This window comes from Mesorhizobium sp. M6A.T.Ce.TU.016.01.1.1, assembly GCF_003997065.1.
Taxonomy (GTDB): Bacteria; Pseudomonadota; Alphaproteobacteria; order Rhizobiales; family Rhizobiaceae; genus Mesorhizobium; species Mesorhizobium mediterraneum.
In genome coordinates this window covers 83,536-98,551 of the sequence record NZ_RZTJ01000006.1, presented here as the reverse complement: position 1 = coordinate 98,551, position 15,016 = coordinate 83,536, and the positions used below count along the sequence as shown (strand labels likewise).

General features: G+C 62.4%; 15 protein-coding genes. 3 read left to right on the top strand and 12 right to left on the bottom strand.

Annotated features, from left to right (window positions below; translation table 11 throughout):
- Window positions 1–39: 39 nt before the first annotated feature.
- The 9 genes from EOC94_RS14125 to EOC94_RS14085 form a co-directional block, all read right to left on the bottom strand.
- On the bottom strand, window positions 40–1,131 hold the full coding sequence (locus tag EOC94_RS14125) for a 3-deoxy-7-phosphoheptulonate synthase (RefSeq protein ID WP_127291187.1): 1,092 nt from the start codon (window positions 1,129–1,131) through the stop codon (window positions 40–42).
- A gap of 497 nt (window positions 1,132–1,628) precedes the next feature.
- Window positions 1,629–2,051, bottom strand: a complete 423-nt coding sequence (locus tag EOC94_RS14120) for a type II toxin-antitoxin system VapC family toxin (RefSeq protein WP_126104018.1) — start codon at window positions 2,049–2,051, stop codon at window positions 1,629–1,631.
- Window positions 2,048–2,314, bottom strand: coding sequence for a type II toxin-antitoxin system Phd/YefM family antitoxin (locus EOC94_RS14115; protein WP_126107278.1), 267 nt, complete (start codon window positions 2,312–2,314; stop codon window positions 2,048–2,050). The genes EOC94_RS14120 and EOC94_RS14115 overlap by 4 nt, the downstream gene beginning before the upstream one ends.
- Window positions 2,315–2,512: 198 nt before the next feature.
- Window positions 2,513–3,307: an SDR family oxidoreductase gene (locus EOC94_RS14110; protein WP_095484499.1), complete on the bottom strand. Its 795-nt coding sequence runs from the start codon at window positions 3,305–3,307 to the stop codon at window positions 2,513–2,515.
- Between the two features lie 23 nt (window positions 3,308–3,330).
- Window positions 3,331–4,332: an inositol 2-dehydrogenase gene (iolG, locus tag EOC94_RS14105; protein WP_095484498.1), complete on the bottom strand. Its 1,002-nt coding sequence runs from the start codon at window positions 4,330–4,332 to the stop codon at window positions 3,331–3,333.
- Between the two features lie 128 nt (window positions 4,333–4,460).
- Entirely contained in the window at window positions 4,461–5,228 is a 768-nt protein-coding gene (locus tag EOC94_RS14100; RefSeq protein ID WP_127291185.1) for an ATP-binding cassette domain-containing protein, read from the bottom strand.
- A 2-nt stretch (window positions 5,229–5,230) separates the two neighbouring features.
- Complete coding sequence (locus EOC94_RS14095) at window positions 5,231–6,307, bottom strand: ABC transporter permease (RefSeq protein WP_095484496.1); 1,077 nt, start codon at window positions 6,305–6,307, stop codon at window positions 5,231–5,233.
- A 151-nt stretch (window positions 6,308–6,458) separates the two neighbouring features.
- Complete coding sequence (locus tag EOC94_RS14090; RefSeq protein WP_127291183.1) at window positions 6,459–7,400, bottom strand: sugar ABC transporter substrate-binding protein; 942 nt, start codon at window positions 7,398–7,400, stop codon at window positions 6,459–6,461.
- A gap of 382 nt (window positions 7,401–7,782) precedes the next feature.
- A complete protein-coding gene (locus EOC94_RS14085) occupies window positions 7,783–8,814 on the bottom strand; it encodes a LacI family DNA-binding transcriptional regulator (RefSeq protein ID WP_127291181.1) in 1,032 nt (343 codons plus the stop codon).
- Window positions 8,815–8,988: 174 nt separating this feature from the next.
- On the opposite strand from EOC94_RS14085, the gene EOC94_RS14080 reads away from it, so the two are divergent.
- The 3 genes from EOC94_RS14080 to EOC94_RS14070 all read left to right on the top strand — a co-directional run bounded on the left by EOC94_RS14080 (window position 8,989) and on the right by EOC94_RS14070 (window position 11,713).
- Window positions 8,989–10,098, top strand: coding sequence for a fatty acid desaturase family protein (locus EOC94_RS14080; protein WP_245465568.1), 1,110 nt, complete (start codon window positions 8,989–8,991; stop codon window positions 10,096–10,098).
- Window positions 10,099–10,163: 65 nt separating this feature from the next.
- Complete coding sequence (locus tag EOC94_RS14075) at window positions 10,164–10,478, top strand: MocE family 2Fe-2S type ferredoxin (RefSeq protein ID WP_095485063.1); 315 nt, start codon at window positions 10,164–10,166, stop codon at window positions 10,476–10,478.
- Between the two features lie 5 nt (window positions 10,479–10,483).
- Window positions 10,484–11,713: an FAD-dependent oxidoreductase gene (locus EOC94_RS14070; protein WP_127291179.1), complete on the top strand. Its 1,230-nt coding sequence runs from the start codon at window positions 10,484–10,486 to the stop codon at window positions 11,711–11,713.
- A gap of 254 nt (window positions 11,714–11,967) precedes the next feature.
- Here the strand turns inward: EOC94_RS14070 and EOC94_RS14065 are convergent, their stop codons facing one another.
- From EOC94_RS14065 to EOC94_RS14055, 3 genes are all read right to left on the bottom strand, one after another.
- Complete coding sequence (locus tag EOC94_RS14065; RefSeq protein WP_127291177.1) at window positions 11,968–12,927, bottom strand: DUF1402 family protein; 960 nt, start codon at window positions 12,925–12,927, stop codon at window positions 11,968–11,970.
- A 169-nt stretch (window positions 12,928–13,096) separates the two neighbouring features.
- Window positions 13,097–14,410 (bottom strand): ATP-dependent protease ATPase subunit HslU, encoded by a 1,314-nt coding sequence (gene hslU, locus EOC94_RS14060; RefSeq protein WP_126104012.1) that lies wholly within the window; start codon window positions 14,408–14,410, stop codon window positions 13,097–13,099.
- 4 nt (window positions 14,411–14,414) lie between these two features.
- A complete protein-coding gene (locus EOC94_RS14055; protein ID WP_126104011.1) occupies window positions 14,415–15,014 on the bottom strand; it encodes a DUF2585 domain-containing protein in 600 nt (199 codons plus the stop codon).
- Window positions 15,015–15,016: the final 2 nt, after the last annotated feature.

The window sequence follows — 15,016 nt, the reverse complement described above, 5'->3', positions numbered from 1 at the left end:
GCTCCCCTTCTCCCCTTACAAGGGGAGAAGGGGAAAGCGTCAAGCGGCTCCCGGGCGGCTGGCGACCAGGGCGCGTCGCGCCGACCGGCGTTGCTCGACCGCGTCGGCAAGGCCGTGCAGCACCGTTTCGGTGGTTGCCCAGTCGATGCAGCCATCGGTGATGCTCTGGCCGTAGACGAGCGGCTTGCCGGGCATGACGTCCTGCCGGCCGGCAACGAGGTTGCTCTCGATCATGACGCCGATGATGCGCTCGTCGCCTGCCGCAACCTGGCCCGCCACGTCGGCCGCTACCTTCGGTTGGTTCTCTGGCTTCTTGTTGCTGTTGGCGTGGCTGACATCGATCATCAGCCGGGGCGCGACACCGATCCGGGCGAGTTCCGCACTGGCGGCGGCGACGCTTGCCGCGTCATAATTGGGCTGAATGCCGCCGCGCAGGATGACGTGGCAGTCCTCGTTGCCGGTCGTCGTCGCGATGGCGCTGCGCCCGCCCTTCGTCACCGCCAAGAAATGATGCGGCTGGGCAGCGGATTTCACCGCCTCGGCGGCGATCCGCAAATTGCCGTCGGTGCCGTTCTTGAAGCCGACCGGGCAGGACAGGCCGGATGCGAGTTCGCGATGGATCTGGCTCTCGGTCGTGCGCGCGCCGATCGCGCCCCAGGCGACGAGGTCGGCAATGTATTGCGGGGTGGCCATGTCGAGGAATTCGGTCGCTGCCGGCAGGCCGAGATTGTTGACGGCGGAGAGCACATTGCGCGCCATCCTCAGTCCTTTGTCGATGTTGAAGCTGCCGTCCAGGTCGGGATCGTTGATCAGGCCTTTCCAGCCGACCGTCGTGCGCGGCTTCTCGAAATACACGCGCATCACGATCTCCAGCCGATCGGATAGGCTTTCGCGCAGCGATGCCAGGCGGCTGGCATAGTCTACGGCGGCGGCCGGGTCGTGGATCGAGCAGGGGCCGACGACGACGATCAGCCGATCGTCAGTGCCGGTCAGCACGGCGTGGATAGCGTTGCGCGACGCGGTCACGGTGCGCGTCGCCGTCAGCGTGCGCGGTATCTCCCGCATCACCTGGTCCGGCGTACTCAGTTCCCTTATTTCCTTGACCCGAAGATCATCTGTGGTGGTCAACACGGCTCTCTGCTCCTGATTGGGAGACCTGCCGGCTGAAACAAAAAAGCCGCCAGGTCTGGCGGCTGTTCGGATTTTGATGCTGCAATCTTCAGATCGAGCGCAATCCTCCCGCCGCCAGCAAGTTCCTAAAGTACCAATAGGTGGCGGTCAGGTTGATCATGGGGCTCATATAGTCGAAGCCGTGGCGATTGTCACGTGTCTGATGAGGAGGAGGTCTACTCCAGCCCATTCGCGATTGGCTGAAGCCTTCCGAACTTCGTCATCCTAGGGCGAAGCAGGAGCGAAGCTCCGTCGCGGAGACCCTGGGATCCATTCCGTGACGCTAGCCGAAGAGCGCAGCGGAGCAGAATTCTGCATCGCGGCAACGCGTTGAAGTCACGGCGTGGATCCTCGGGTCTGCGCTGCGTCGCTACGCTCCTTGCTCCGCCCGTGGATGACGAAGTGATGACGAGGACACATCGGTCGCTTTCGAGCCCCAACACGCAGTGCCGAGCGGTTCATGCAGTCCAGGGATTGAAGAGTTCAATTCCAAAGCCTTCGAAATCGTTCGTATTACGCGTTGCCAAGGTGAGCTCCTGCGCAATCGCCGTGGCTGCAATCAGGCCGTCCATCGACGACAGGCCGCGACCGCGGCGCTTCGCCAGGCCCATCAGGTCGCCCCACGCCAAGGCAATCGGTTCGTCCACCGAAAGAACCCTCTGTTCGAAGCGCTGCGGCAGGTCTTGAGCGAGCCATTGGGCCAGTGCCTCGCGTTTCCGGCTCTCATCCATGAGGGCGACGCCACGCCGGATCTCGGCGATCGACACGACGCTGATGAATGAGCGGTCCTCATCAAGCCCGTCCAGCCAGTCCAAAACGCGTGGGTCAGGCGCCGGCCTAGTCACCTCGGACAGGACATTCGTATCGAGCAGGAGCCTCACAGCGGCAGATCACGCGGTTCGTCGCGCTGACGCTCGAGGTCGAGATCGGCGCCGCGCAGCGGCGACTCCAGCAGAAACTCCGCAAGCGTACCCTTGCGCGCGGTCTTGCGCTGCCATTCCTCGGCGGAGACGACAACCACGCTTGGTTTGCCGTTTCTGGTGATCGTCTGCGGCGATGACTGGGCGCGCTCGATAACCTCCGAGAGCCGAGCTTTTGCCCCAGCGACCGTCCAGTTGGTGCCCTTTTTGGGCGCAGACAGCATTTCGTCCTCCATGACCATTCTGACCATCTTGACTATATGGGAATGATGATCCGGCGGCAACAAGGAAGGAGAGGGGTTTTTCAGCCCGAGCGCCTTGGTGAGTTTGGTCGAATCGATCACGCCGGCCGCGGGTATTCTCGGGTCATCTCGGCCGACGCGTGCCGAGCTGCTTCTGGACGTGAGGCTACTCGGCTGATCCTATTCCGGCGACGATCCCGCAATATTCTGGTCATAGTCGACCAGCGACCCGGTCATGACGCCCGACTGCGGGCTGACCATATAGCTGATCAGCCGGGCAAGCTGGTCCGGCTTCACCAATTGGCCCATCGGCTGCGCCGCCTCGGCCTTTTCCAGCCAGTTATCAGGCGCATCGTGCCATTTCTTCTGCACGATCGCCTCGCCCTCGGTGTCCATCCAGCCGGGCAGCACGGCGTTGCAACGGATGCGGTTGCTGCGGTACGCGTTGGCGACATTCTTGGTCAGCGTCGCCAGTGCGCCCTTGCTCGACGAATAGGGCGCCAGGAACGATTGCCCGCAATGCGCCGACATCGACAGCACATTGACGATCGAGCCTGGCGCCTTGCGGGCGAGCAGCTGCGCCACCACGCCCTGCATCAGGAAGAAGGGGCCGCGCACATTGGTCTGGAAAATCTGGTCGAAAAGCTCTTCACTCGTCTCGACCAGTGAACCGCGCGCCGAGGTGGCGGCGGCATTGACCAGCGCGTTGACGCTGCCGAAATGGCCGATCGCCGTTTCGACCGCGCGCTTGCAGTCGGCCACTTTGGAAACATCGGCGCTGATGAAGATGGCGTCGACGCCCGACTTCTTGAGGATGGCGACGGCCTTGTCGCCCTTCTCCTGCGAGCGGCCGACCAGCGCCAGCGCCCGGCAGCCCTCATCGGCCAGCGCCTCAGCGACGGCGAAGCCAATGCCTTGCGCACCGCCGGTGACGATGGCGCGTGTTTCTGAATTGCGACCGGCGGAACCGTTCATCGCCTTGCTCCTGTGCTTGATAGTCAGACTGTCTTGTCGAGGCGAACGGTCTTGCCTTCCTTCGCCGATTTCAGCGCCGCGTCCGCCAGCCTCAGCGCGACGAGCCCGTCCTTGCCGCTCGGCGCCGCCTTCTTGCCTGATGTCGCCGCCGCGATGAAGGCAGCGATCTCGTTGGCATAGGCGTCGAGGTAGCGGGTCATGAAGAAGTCGTGCAGCGGCGGGCGCGTATAGCCCTTTTCATTGGCCAGTTCGATCGACACCGGCCGCTGGTTCTCGGCCGCAATCATGCCTTTCGAGCCATGCACCTCGATGCGCTGGTCGTAGCCATAGGTGGCGCGGCGCGAATTGGAGATGATGCACTGCTTGCCGGAAGAGGTTTCGAGGATGACGCTGACGCTGTCGAAGTCGCCGGCCTCGCCGATTTGTCTGTCGACCAGCACCGAGGCATGGGCGCTGACGGCCACCGGCTCCTCGCCGAGCAGGAAGCGCGCCATGTCGAAATCATGGATGGTCATGTCGCGGAAGATGCCGCCCGAGCGGCCGATATAATCGAGTGGCGGCGGGCCGGGATCGCGCGACGTGATAGTCACCATCTCGACCGTGCCGATGGCGCCGTCGTCGATCGCCTTGCGCACGGCGGCGAAATGCGGATCGAAGCGGCGATTGAAGCCAACCATCAAAGTGGCTCCGGCCTTGTCGACCACTTCAAGGCATTCTTCCACTCTGCCGGCGTCGAGGTCGATCGGCTTCTCGCAGAAGATCGCCTTGCCGGCCTTGGCGAACCGCTCGATCAAGTCGGCATGGGTGTCGGTCGGCGTGCAGATGATGACTGCGTCGATATCTCCGGCTTTTTCGATGGCCTCGATGGTTCGTACTTCGGCGCCATAGGCCGACGCCAGATCCGTCGCCGCCTTCTCGAAGGCATCGGCAACTGCCACCAGCCTGGCCTGCGGATTGGAACCAACGGCACGGGCGTGGACCTTGCCGATGCGGCCGGCACCGAGAAGAGCGAAGCGGAGAGACATGGGAATTTCCTTTGAGGATTGTTCGAAAATGGAAGTGCGTCTTTCCTGCACCGTTCAGCGCGAGGCGCAGTAGATTTTCTTATCGCGGCAGATCGGCGACGGGTCGATGACCCGCGCCGGCATTGGCCCTAGGCCGCAAGTTCCGCCTCCCCGGTCTTGGCGCCGGTGATATATGAGACGATATCGTTGCCGTCGGTGTGCTGCTTGCGCAAATTGGCGACGATGCGGCCGCGCCGGAAGACAACGATGCGGTCGCAAAGGTCGAACACCTGGCGCATGTTGTGGCTGATCAGGATCAACGGCTCGCCATTGGCTTTCAGCGTGCGGATGATGTTTTCGACCTGCATCGTCTCCTGCACGCCAAGTGCTGCCGTCGGCTCATCCATGATGATGAGCTTGGACGCAAAGGTCGCGGTTCTGGCGATCGCCACGCACTGGCGCTGGCCGCCCGACATGTGGCGGATGGTGTTGTTGAGATTGGGAATCTTGACCGCCGTGCGGATCAACGCCGCCTCGGTCGCCTTGCGCATGAACTTGCGATCGAGGATCGAGAAAGGCCCGAGATTGAAAAGCACCTTCTCGCGGCCGAGAAACAGGTTCGACGGCACGTCGAGATCGTCGGCAAGCGCCAGGTTCTGGAACACCGTTTCGATGCCCGCCTCGCGCGCCGCGATCGGGCCGGCGAAGTTCACTTCCTTGCCATCGAACCAGACCTTGCCGCTGGTGCGCTGCTCGACGGCGGTGATCTGGCGCACGAAGGTCGACTTGCCAGCGCCGTTGTCACCCATGATGGCGACATGCTCGCCCTTGCGCAGCTCGAAATTCGCGCTTTCGAGCGCATGCACGCCGCCATAGTATTTGGTCAGGTTTTCGGTTTTCAGGACGATGTCTGACATGATCAAGCCCTCATTGCCCGCAGGCGCTGGCGCCACTGGTCGAGAACGACTGCGCCGATGATGATCACGCCCTTGACCATCTCTTGGTAGTAGGCGTCGAGGCGCAGGAAGGTGAAGCCGGAGATGATGACGCCGAAGATCAGCGCACCGATCACCGTTCCGATAATCGAGCCGCGGCCGCCCGACAGCGAGACGCCGCCGATGACCGCCATGGCGATGGCGTCCAACTCGTACATCACGCCCATGCCGGCCTGAGCGGTGAGGTTCTTGGAGCTCAGCACCACGGCGGCGAGCGAGGCGAGGATGCCGGCAATGACGAAGACGAGGATCTTGTGGTTCTGGACATTTATGCCGGACATCCGGGCGGCGTCCTCGTTGGAGCCGATGGCATAACAGTGCTTGCCGTACCTGGTGTATGACAGGATCAGCTGGAACAGAATCGCCAGCGATATGAAGATGATGACCGGCATCAGCCCCTTGCCGATGGCGGCGAAACTCTCGGTGGGAAACGAGATCGGCTGCCCCTTGGACCACCATTTGGCGATGCCGCGCGCGGTGACCATCATGCCGAGCGTGGCGATGAACGGCGGAATGCGCGTGTAGGCGATCAACGAGCCGTTGACCAGGCCCGCCAGCAGGCCGCAGCCGATCGCGACCAGCACCGGCACGATCACCGGCAGGTCGGTCCAGCCTTGCGCGAGGAACACCGCCTTGGGGTTAGGGTTGCCGTTGACCGTCGCCACCTGGGCGAAACTCATTGCGATCATCGCCGTAGCGCCGACGATCGAACCAGAGGAAAGGTCGATGCCGCCGGAAATGATCACCTGCGTCACGCCGATGGCGATGATGCCGACGATCGACACCTGCAGGATGATGATCTGCAGGCGCGCCTCGTTGAAGATCGTATCGACATTGGCGCGGGTATTGAACAGAAAGCTGTCGCCAAGAAAGACGCGGCCTATCAGCTCGAAGGCGCCGACAAGGATGATGAGCGCCAGGAAAACGTTGAATTCGGCAGGCCATGTGCGCTTCTTCGCATCATAGCTCAGCCCGCCGACGCCATGGGTTGTCTGTGCCAAATCTTGCTTCCTCCGTCAGCAGTCGCCTCCCGCCGCCTGTCTACGGCGATAAGGAAAAGAGGAGCGGCGCTTTTTGTTTTTCGAACATCGGATTCTTAAAACGGTCCGATGCTCTGCCGCGCCGCTCCCTATCGAAAAACCGTCCTCTGCCTCAGTTCTTCTGCAGGAACTTGTCGATGTTCGCCGGCGTGACCAGCTGGAAGGGGATGTAGACCTTCTGTTCGACCGCCTCGCCCTTGGAAAGCTTGAGCGCCGCGTCCAGCGCCCCGGCGCCCTGGCCGGCCGCGTCCTGGAACACGGTCACGTCGAGGTCGCCCGCCTGCATCGCGGAAAGCGCGTCCTGAGTGGCGTCAACGCCGCCGACGACAACCGACTTCATATCGATGTTGGCAGCCTTCATGGCCTGGATGGCACCGATGGCGCTTTCGTCATTATTGGCGATCACGCCATCGAATGGCGTGCCGGTCGACAGCCAGTTGGTCATCAGGTTCTGCGCTTCCTCGCGTTTCCAGTTCGATGTCTGCTTGTCGATGATCTTGATGAAGCTGCATTCCGGAGTGGCGATCACATCGTCAATGTCCTTGGTGCGCTGCACCGCGGCCTGGTTCGACAGCTCGCCCATGATCACGTAGACGTTGGCCTCGGTCTTGCCGGCCTCCTTGAACAGGCGGCAGACTTCCTGGGTTTCGAGAGTGCCTGACTCAACCTCGTTAGAGGCGACGAAGGCCTGGTTGTCCGGCAGCGTGTCGACATTGACCGGCTCGCGGTTGACATAGACCAACGGAACCTTGGCCGCAGCGGCGGCGTCAGACATCGCCTGGGTGGCCGAGGTGTCGACCGGATTGACGATGATCGCGTCGACGCCCGAGGCGACGAAGTTCTTGATCTGGTCGAGCTGCTTGGCGACGTCGTTCTGCGCGTCCTCGACCTGCAGCTCCACGCCTTCCATGCCCTTGGCCTGCTCGATCATGCCGTTGCGCAGCACGGTGAGAAAATTGTCGTCGAACAGCGCCATCGACACGCCGATCTTGGCCGCGAGGGCGGACGAACTCATCAGCGCCGAAAACACGACGCCCAAAAGCAGTTTCTTCATTTTATTTTCTCCTCCACAGAATTGGTGTCCGGCTGCACCGATCTACCCGGAATCCCCGATCTCACAGGGAATCTCTCCCGATCGCCATTTCCGTTCCCGATGGCGATTTCCGCGTTGACTGGAACGCCAAGCCCTCTGCTTGAAACAGATGTTCCGGAACGAAAGAACCAAAGTACCTATCTGGTGAAATATTTATTCCATTCTGCGTGCGGGCGTCAAGGAGATTCCGAGAGCGGATGCCGGATTTTCGGATAACGCAGCTGAGGGCCGGCAAATCTTCTGCGAGAATCCATCAGGCTGATGGTTCACATCATTGCCGACGCATCGTGGCGCCCGATCTGAACCTGGATGCACTGGCTGAGCCCAGATGGTTTACCCGAACCTAGATGTTTTCCGGCAGATAGATGTCGAAGGGCAGGAAGGTCTGGCCCGGCGCATTGGCAGCGCCTGCCTCGATGGCATGCGCCATCAGATCGACAAGCTCGCGGCATAGTGCTGCCAGTGGCGTCGAAATCACCATGGTCAGGATGTTGTCGGCGAGCGCCGCGCGTGACTCGGCGTTGATCTCATTGCAAACGACCACCGGCATATTAACGGGCCTCGCTGCCCTGAGCGCGGAAACCGCGCCTTCCATGCCGCCGCCAGCGACGTAGCAGCCGGCAAGATCCGGGTACCGCGCCAGAAGATCGATCATCGCATCATGGGTGACCTGGTTGGCTTCCAGGTTGACCAGCGTCTCCAGCACCGTGAATTCCGGCGCATGCTCGCGGAAGAATGATCTGAAGCCGATCTCGCGCAGCTCATGACCATGGAAGCGATGACTGCCTACAAAAAGCGCGACCTTGCCGGGCTTCCTCGCCGCCCTGGCGATCATCCAGGCCGCGGTGCGGCCGACCTTGCGGTTGTCGAGGCCGACATAGCCTTCGCGGATGCCGGCGGCAAAGTCGGACAGCAGCGAGAAGACGGGTTGCCCTCTCGCCTTCAGCGCCTCGACGGCTGCCGTCAGCGTCGGATGATCCGGACCGACAAGGGCGACCGCCCTGGATTTCGCCGCCAGCTTGCGCATCTGCGCGGCGATCTCGCCGGGGGCCAGCGAACCGGCGAAATCGATGGTTGCCACGCCGCGGAAGCGCTGCGACTGCGACACCGCCAGTTCGAGCTCCCGCGCGAAATCGCTGTAGAAAACATCATTGCCCCTCAGCAGCAGGAAACCGAGCCGGTACTCCGGCAGTTCCTGGCGCATCCGCTGCTTGATCAGTCCGGCAGCGTGATAGCCGATATCGGTCGCCGCCTCATAGACACGGCGCGCGGTTTCCTCGCGCACCGGCAGGCGATTGTTCAGCACCCGGTCGACGGTGGCGACGCTGACGCCGGAGGCGCGCGCCAGATCGGTGATGGTCGGCCGTTTTGCCATGGCTGTCTCTCCGCTTGCCAAAGCAATTTATATCATTCTGATGGGAAATGATAGAAACTATCTTTGTGATATTGAGCCTATCATGGCTTGGCGCTATTTCTAGCCTACGACGCTTGCGACCGCGGCCCGGTCATTGACCGGGGCGGATCGCAGGGCGCTGGTGGAGGCACTCCCATGGACGCAACGATGGACGCAGCACCGTCCCGGCGCGACTACAGCCTGATCGGCCGCGACGCCAAGCTCGCCGTCGAGACCGGGCTGGCGGCGGCCGAGTGGTATCACACCGACGTCCCCCGCAAGCAGATGAAGGCGCTGATGCAGCGCTCCGACGGCCCGGCGATCCGCGACACCATCATCTGGCTCGGCGCCCTGATCCTGAGCGGCGCGGGCGGCGCCTGGTTCTGGGGCACCTGGTGGTGCGTCCCGTTCTTCTTCGTCTATGGCGTGCTTTACGGCTCTTCCACCGATTCACGCTGGCACGAATGCGGTCACGGCACCGCGTTTAGGACGCAGTGGATGAATGATGCGGTCTACCAGCTCGCCTGCTTTATGATCATGCGAAACCCAGTGACCTGGCGCTGGAGCCATACGCGGCACCACACCGACACGATCATCGTCGGCCGCGATCCGGAGATCGCGGTGATGCGCCCGCCGGATCTGTTGCGCGTCGTGCTCAACTTCTTCGGCATTCTTGATGCCTGGCATGCCATGAGCGACATGCTGCGCAATGCGGCCGGCATCATCAGCCCGGCGGAAAAAACCTTCATTCCCGAGCAGGAGCAGCCAAAGGCGATCCGCATTGCCCGCATCTGGGTGGCAATCTATGCCGCGACCATCGCGCTGGCACTTTATAGCGGCTCGTTCCTGCCCCTGATGCTGGTCGGGCTGCCCAGGCTTTACGGCGCCTGGCATCATGTCATGACGGGCCTGCTGCAGCATGGCGGCCTCGCCGAAAATGTCATCGACCATCGCCTCAACAGCCGCACCGTCTACATGAACCCGATCAGCCGCTTCATCTACTGGAACATGAACTATCATGTGGAGCACCACATGTTCCCGATGGTGCCCTACCACGCGCTGCCCAGGCTGCACGAGATGATCAAGCACGACCTGCCGGCGCCGACGCCGTCGATCCTGGCCGGCTATCGCGAGATGGTGCCTGCCTTCCTGCGCCAGTTGCGCAATGAAGATTATTTCCTCAAGCGCGAACTGCCGCCGACCGCGAAGCCCTATCGTGAGAACTTCCATAACGACAGCCATGCTGTCGCGGCAGCAGCGGAATGATATGCGCCCATGCCAGGCAACGTGTCGGGCAAGTTGACCAAGCAAAAAAGCTGCCGGGAGGACTGATGAGCGACTGGGTCGAGGCCTGTGATGCCGAAGACATCGACGAAGAGGACGTGATGCGGTTCGACCATGAAGGCCGCACCTTCGCCATCTATCGAAGCCCCGACGACGAATATTTCGCGACGGACGGTCTTTGCACGCATGAGAAGGTGCACCTGGCCGACGGGCTGGTGATGGACGACATCATCGAATGCCCGAAGCACAATGGCCGCTTCAACTACAAGACCGGTGCGGCCAGGGGCGCGCCAGTCTGCGTCAATCTCAGGACATATCCGGTCAAGCTCGACGCCGGCAAAATCCTCATTCAGATCGGGTGACGGTGATGACGAACGGGATGGTCATCATCGGTGCCGGCGAATGCGGCGGGCGGGCTGCCTTGGCATTGCGCGATCTCGGCTATGACGGGCCGGTGACGCTGGTCGGCGACGAGCCGCATCTGCCCTATGAGCGGCCGCCGCTGTCGAAAGAAGCGATGGCTAGCGATGCGCCCGCGATCAAGGCGATCGCCAGCGACGAGATCCTGGCCGAGAGATCGATCCGGCATATCCATTCGGTTCAGGCAGTGGCGATCGATCGCGCCGCGCATCTCGTGCGCCTGTCGGACGGCTCAAGCCTTCCGTATGACAAGCTCTTGCTGGCGACGGGTTCGACCCCGCGCAAGCTGCCGATGCCGGGCCTTGGCGGGCGCTGCGTCTATCTCAGGACCTTCAACGATGCGCTGGCCATCCGCGCCCATCTCAGCGGCGGAAACCGCATCGCCATCGTCGGCGGCGGCTTCATCGGCCTCGAGCTTGCGGCCGCGGCGCGCAGGCTGGGCGCCGCGGTCACCGTCATCGAGGCGCAGGCGCGCATCCTGATGCGCGGGGTTCCGGCCGAGATCGCCAAAATCATTCACGAGGCGCATGAAGCCGAAGGCGTGAAAATCCTGTGCGGCGACGGCATCGCCGCGATCGCCGACGATGGCGCCGAGGTGCGCATCGCGCTTGCCGGCGGACTGGACATCGTCGCCGATCTCGCCGTGATCGGCATCGGCGCAGTGCCGGTGATCGGGCTCGCCGCGGAAGCCGGGCTGACGATCGACAACGGCATAGCAGTCGATGCCGAGCTTCGCACTGGCGATCCGGCCATCTTCGCCGCCGGCGATTGCTGCTCGTTTCCGCTTGCCGTCTATGGCGGCCGGCGCGTGCGACTGGAAGCTTGGCGCAACGCGCAGGAGCAGGGCGCGCTTGCGGCCAGGAACATGCTTGGCGCCGGCGAAAGCCACGCGGCGGTGCCATGGTTCTGGTCGGATCAATACGGCCTGACCTTGCAGATATCCGGCCTGTCGGACGAGGGCCGCAGCACTGTGCGCCGCGACCTCGACGATGGCGCCTTCATCCTGTTCCACCTCGCCGAGGACGGCAGGCTCGTCGCGGCGAGCGGCATCGGCCCGGGCAACACGGTCGCCCGCGACATCAGGCTGGCCGAGATGCTGATCGCGAAAAGGGCCAAGCCGGCGCCGGAAGCGCTCGGCTCGCAGACGGTCAAGCTGAAGTCTCTGCTGGCGGCGTGAGCCGTGGCGCCGATTGCCTAAAGCCGGCGCCGCCCCTCATCTGCCTGCCGGCATCTTCTCCCCGTATAGTGACCCACTGTCGCTTAGGATTTCGCCAATCGCCAGCGCCGCAGAACGGGCGTTGCAGCCGATGCCAGCGTTCTTTCTCCCCCGTCACTATACGGGGAGAAATGCCCGGCAGGGCAAAGAGGGGCAGCGCAAACGCCCGAAAGGGGCGACTTCGATCCGGCTCAAAATCCGAATCTCAACACGTTCTAAAACAGCGCCTTCAGCTCCGGCAATTTGTCGTTGACCAGCCAGCCATAGTAATTTTCCTCGGGCAGCTTCTCCGGTTCGCCCGCGGCACGGCGCTTGTCGTTCTCGGCCTTCAGCGCATAGGCGCGCTGTTCCGGATTACCGACATTGTAGAGCGTCGATGTGATCCCGGGATTGTCCGATATGTCGAAGCCGGCAATGCTCTGGTAGGCATCGATCGATTTCCGGATCGTCGCCGCGACATAAGCCAATGTCAGGTCCGGATCCATGATGGTCTTGTAGACCCCGTTCGGATCGCCGACGTCGAGCTTCGGCAGGCCGGAAACCTGGTGCACGAGATCGCTCATCTGCAACGCCGTCAGCGGATTGAGCTGCCCAAGACCGAAGGTCTGGCCGGCATAGTAGGGCTGGAAGAAAGTGGCGCCGAAGCGGTCATTGGGAAAGCTTGTCCCCCCGACATTCTTGCCGCGAAAGGACTGGTTCCACACCTGCTCGCGGCACGCCCACAGCGCGTAACTGTCCGATTCGCCGGCGCATTTGGCAAATTGCGGCCGTTGCACGAAATCGGTGATGTCCTCGCCTTCATAGGCGAAGGACAGCTTGCTCGACAGATAGGAGATCGCCTTGACGTAGTAGGTCTGCAGCCGGTCGTAGGCGTCGACATTGTAGGTGTGCTCGCCGACGATGGCGCCGACGATGTGCATCGGATCGATGCCATAGGTCGCCGCCGCTTGGCTGATCTTGCCGCGAAGACCGGCGTCGTTCTGCAGCAGCGCGTAGACCTTGCGGTATTTCGCCTGGAAGGTGGTGTTGGTGGCCTGGGTGCGCCTGCTCGATGCGCCCGGTATGTTGGGCTGCTCGGCATGACTGTTGCCAGGCGGCACCATCGTCGCCGCTTGCGCAGCGAACATGGCTGTCGCCAGCGTCAGCCCGAGAATGACGAGGATCAGTTTTTTCATGCGCCGCCGCCTGCAATAGTCGCCGGGCAAACTAGGTAAAGCTCCAGGTCGAGTCGAGAGCCCTTCGACAACTGAGACAAAAGGTGGCCAGATGCTTCCATTTGGCCACACACTGCGGAATGTCCGGAAATCGCTCGTCGCCCGGGCACCGGGCTTGGCCGGCGCCGTCTTACAGGATGAAACGCGACAAATCCGTGTTTCTGGATAGGTCGCCAACATGCTTTTGCACATAGGCGGCGTCGATGGTCACCGACGTGCCGTGGCGGTCCGGCGCGTCATAGGAGATCTCGTCCAGCACCCGCTCCATCACCGTCTGCAGCCGCCTGGCGCCGATGTTCTCGACGCTGGCGTTGAGATCGACGGCAATGCCGGCCAGCGAATCGATGGCGTCGTCGGTGAAGACGAGGTCGACGCCCTCGGTCTTCATCAGCGCGATATACTGCTTGATCAGGCTGGCCTCGGTCTCGGTCAGGATGCGGACGAAATCGTCCTTCTCCAGCGCCCGCAGCTCGACGCGGATTGGCAGACGGCCCTGCAGTTCCGGCAGCAGGTCGGACGGCTTGGCGACGTGGAACGCACCCGATGCGATGAACAGGATGTGGTCCGTCTTCACCGGTCCGTATTTGGTCGCGACCGTTGTGCCTTCGACAAGCGGCAGCAGGTCGCGCTGCACGCCTTCGCGGGAAACACCGGCGCCCATGCCGCCCTCGCGCGAGGCGATCTTGTCGATCTCGTCGAGGAAGACGATGCCGTCGTTTTCGGTCGATTCGAGCGCTCTGCGCACCACCTCATCCTGGTCGAGCAGCTTGTCGGACTCGTCGCCGACCAGCAGCGTGTAGGATTCCTTCACCGTCGTCTTGCGCGTCTTGGTCTTCTGGCCGCCCATCGCTTTCGACAGCATGTCGTTGATGTTCAACACGCCGATATTGGCGCCCGGCATGCCGGGGATCTCGAAGCCGGGCATGCCGCCCGTGCCGGTGTCGGCCACTTCGATCTCGATCTCCTTGTCGTCGAGTTCGCCGTCGCGCAGCTTCTTGCGGAAACTGTCGCGCGTGGCCGGGCTCGCCGTCTTGCCGACGAGCGCTTCCAGCACGCGTTCCTCGGCATTGATATGGGCGCGCGCCTTGACATCCTCGCGCATCTTCTCGCGCACCAGCCCGATGGCGATCTCGACCAGGTCGCGAATGATCTGCTCGACGTCGCGGCCGACATAGCCGACCTCGGTGAACTTGGTCGCCTCGACCTTGACGAACGGCGCACCGGCAAGGCGTGCCAGGCGGCGCGAAATCTCGGTCTTGCCGACGCCGGTCGGGCCGATCATCAAGATGTTCTTCGGCATCACCTCTTCACGCATCTGGCCTTCGAGCTGCTGGCGGCGCCAGCGGTTGCGCAAGGCGATGGCCACGGCGCGCTTGGCGTCCTTCTGGCCGATGATGAAGCGGTCGAGTTCCGAAACGATTTCGCGGGGAGAGAAGGTGGTCATGTCACTAAATTCCACTTTGCCACTGCCGGATGGACTCGAACGGATGCAGCAGCATGATCACGTTGAGTGTCAGATTGTCCCTGATGATGTAGCCGACACCGAATTCGAAGATGAGAGCGAGGGTCACGATCACCCATATAGGAAGCCTCCGCGCCATCACAAATCCCAGCACCATTGCCAGCGTGTCCGCCACCGAATTGATGATGCTGTCGCCGTAGTAATCGAGCGAAATTGTGCCGGCGCGATAGCGCTCGATGATCAAGGGGCTGTTCTCGAGAAGCTCCCAGCCGCCCTCGATGACGACCGCAAATGCCAGCCTGAGCCCGATCGGCGAGCGCGGGAACAGAGCCCACGCCAGCGCGTAGAACAGGAAGCCATGGATGATGTGCGAGAATGTGTACCAGTCGGAAATATGCTGGGAATTCTCCGAGCTCTGCACGATGCCGTGCCACAGCTTGACATAGCCGCATGTGCAGATCGGCGTTCGGCCCATGCCGTAAAGGGCTCCGGCCTGGAATATGATCAGGCCGAGGACGAGCAGAAGTCCCATCCGCCAGCTGTCTTCATAGGCCGAGACGGATTTGTCGGCGCCGGTTGTGCTCATGC

Coding starts and splice junctions, on each gene's coding strand:
- EOC94_RS14115 (WP_126107278.1), bottom strand. CDS start 2,314: ATGCTGTCTGCGCCCAAAAAGGGCACCAACTGGACGGTCGCTGGGGCA.
- EOC94_RS14110 (WP_095484499.1), bottom strand. CDS start 3,307: ATGAACGGTTCCGCCGGTCGCAATTCAGAAACACGCGCCATCGTCACC.
- iolG (WP_095484498.1), bottom strand. CDS start 4,332: ATGTCTCTCCGCTTCGCTCTTCTCGGTGCCGGCCGCATCGGCAAGGTC.
- EOC94_RS14100 (WP_127291185.1), bottom strand. CDS start 5,228: ATGTCAGACATCGTCCTGAAAACCGAAAACCTGACCAAATACTATGGC.
- EOC94_RS14090 (WP_127291183.1), bottom strand. CDS start 7,400: ATGAAGAAACTGCTTTTGGGCGTCGTGTTTTCGGCGCTGATGAGTTCG.
- EOC94_RS14085 (WP_127291181.1), bottom strand. CDS start 8,814: ATGGCAAAACGGCCGACCATCACCGATCTGGCGCGCGCCTCCGGCGTC.
- EOC94_RS14080 (WP_245465568.1), top strand. CDS start 8,989: ATGGACGCAACGATGGACGCAGCACCGTCCCGGCGCGACTACAGCCTG.
- EOC94_RS14075 (WP_095485063.1), top strand. CDS start 10,164: ATGAGCGACTGGGTCGAGGCCTGTGATGCCGAAGACATCGACGAAGAG.
- EOC94_RS14070 (WP_127291179.1), top strand. CDS start 10,484: ATGACGAACGGGATGGTCATCATCGGTGCCGGCGAATGCGGCGGGCGG.
- EOC94_RS14065 (WP_127291177.1), bottom strand. CDS start 12,927: ATGAAAAAACTGATCCTCGTCATTCTCGGGCTGACGCTGGCGACAGCC.
- hslU (WP_126104012.1), bottom strand. CDS start 14,410: ATGACCACCTTCTCTCCCCGCGAAATCGTTTCGGAACTCGACCGCTTC.
- EOC94_RS14055 (WP_126104011.1), bottom strand. CDS start 15,014: ATGAGCACAACCGGCGCCGACAAATCCGTCTCGGCCTATGAAGACAGC.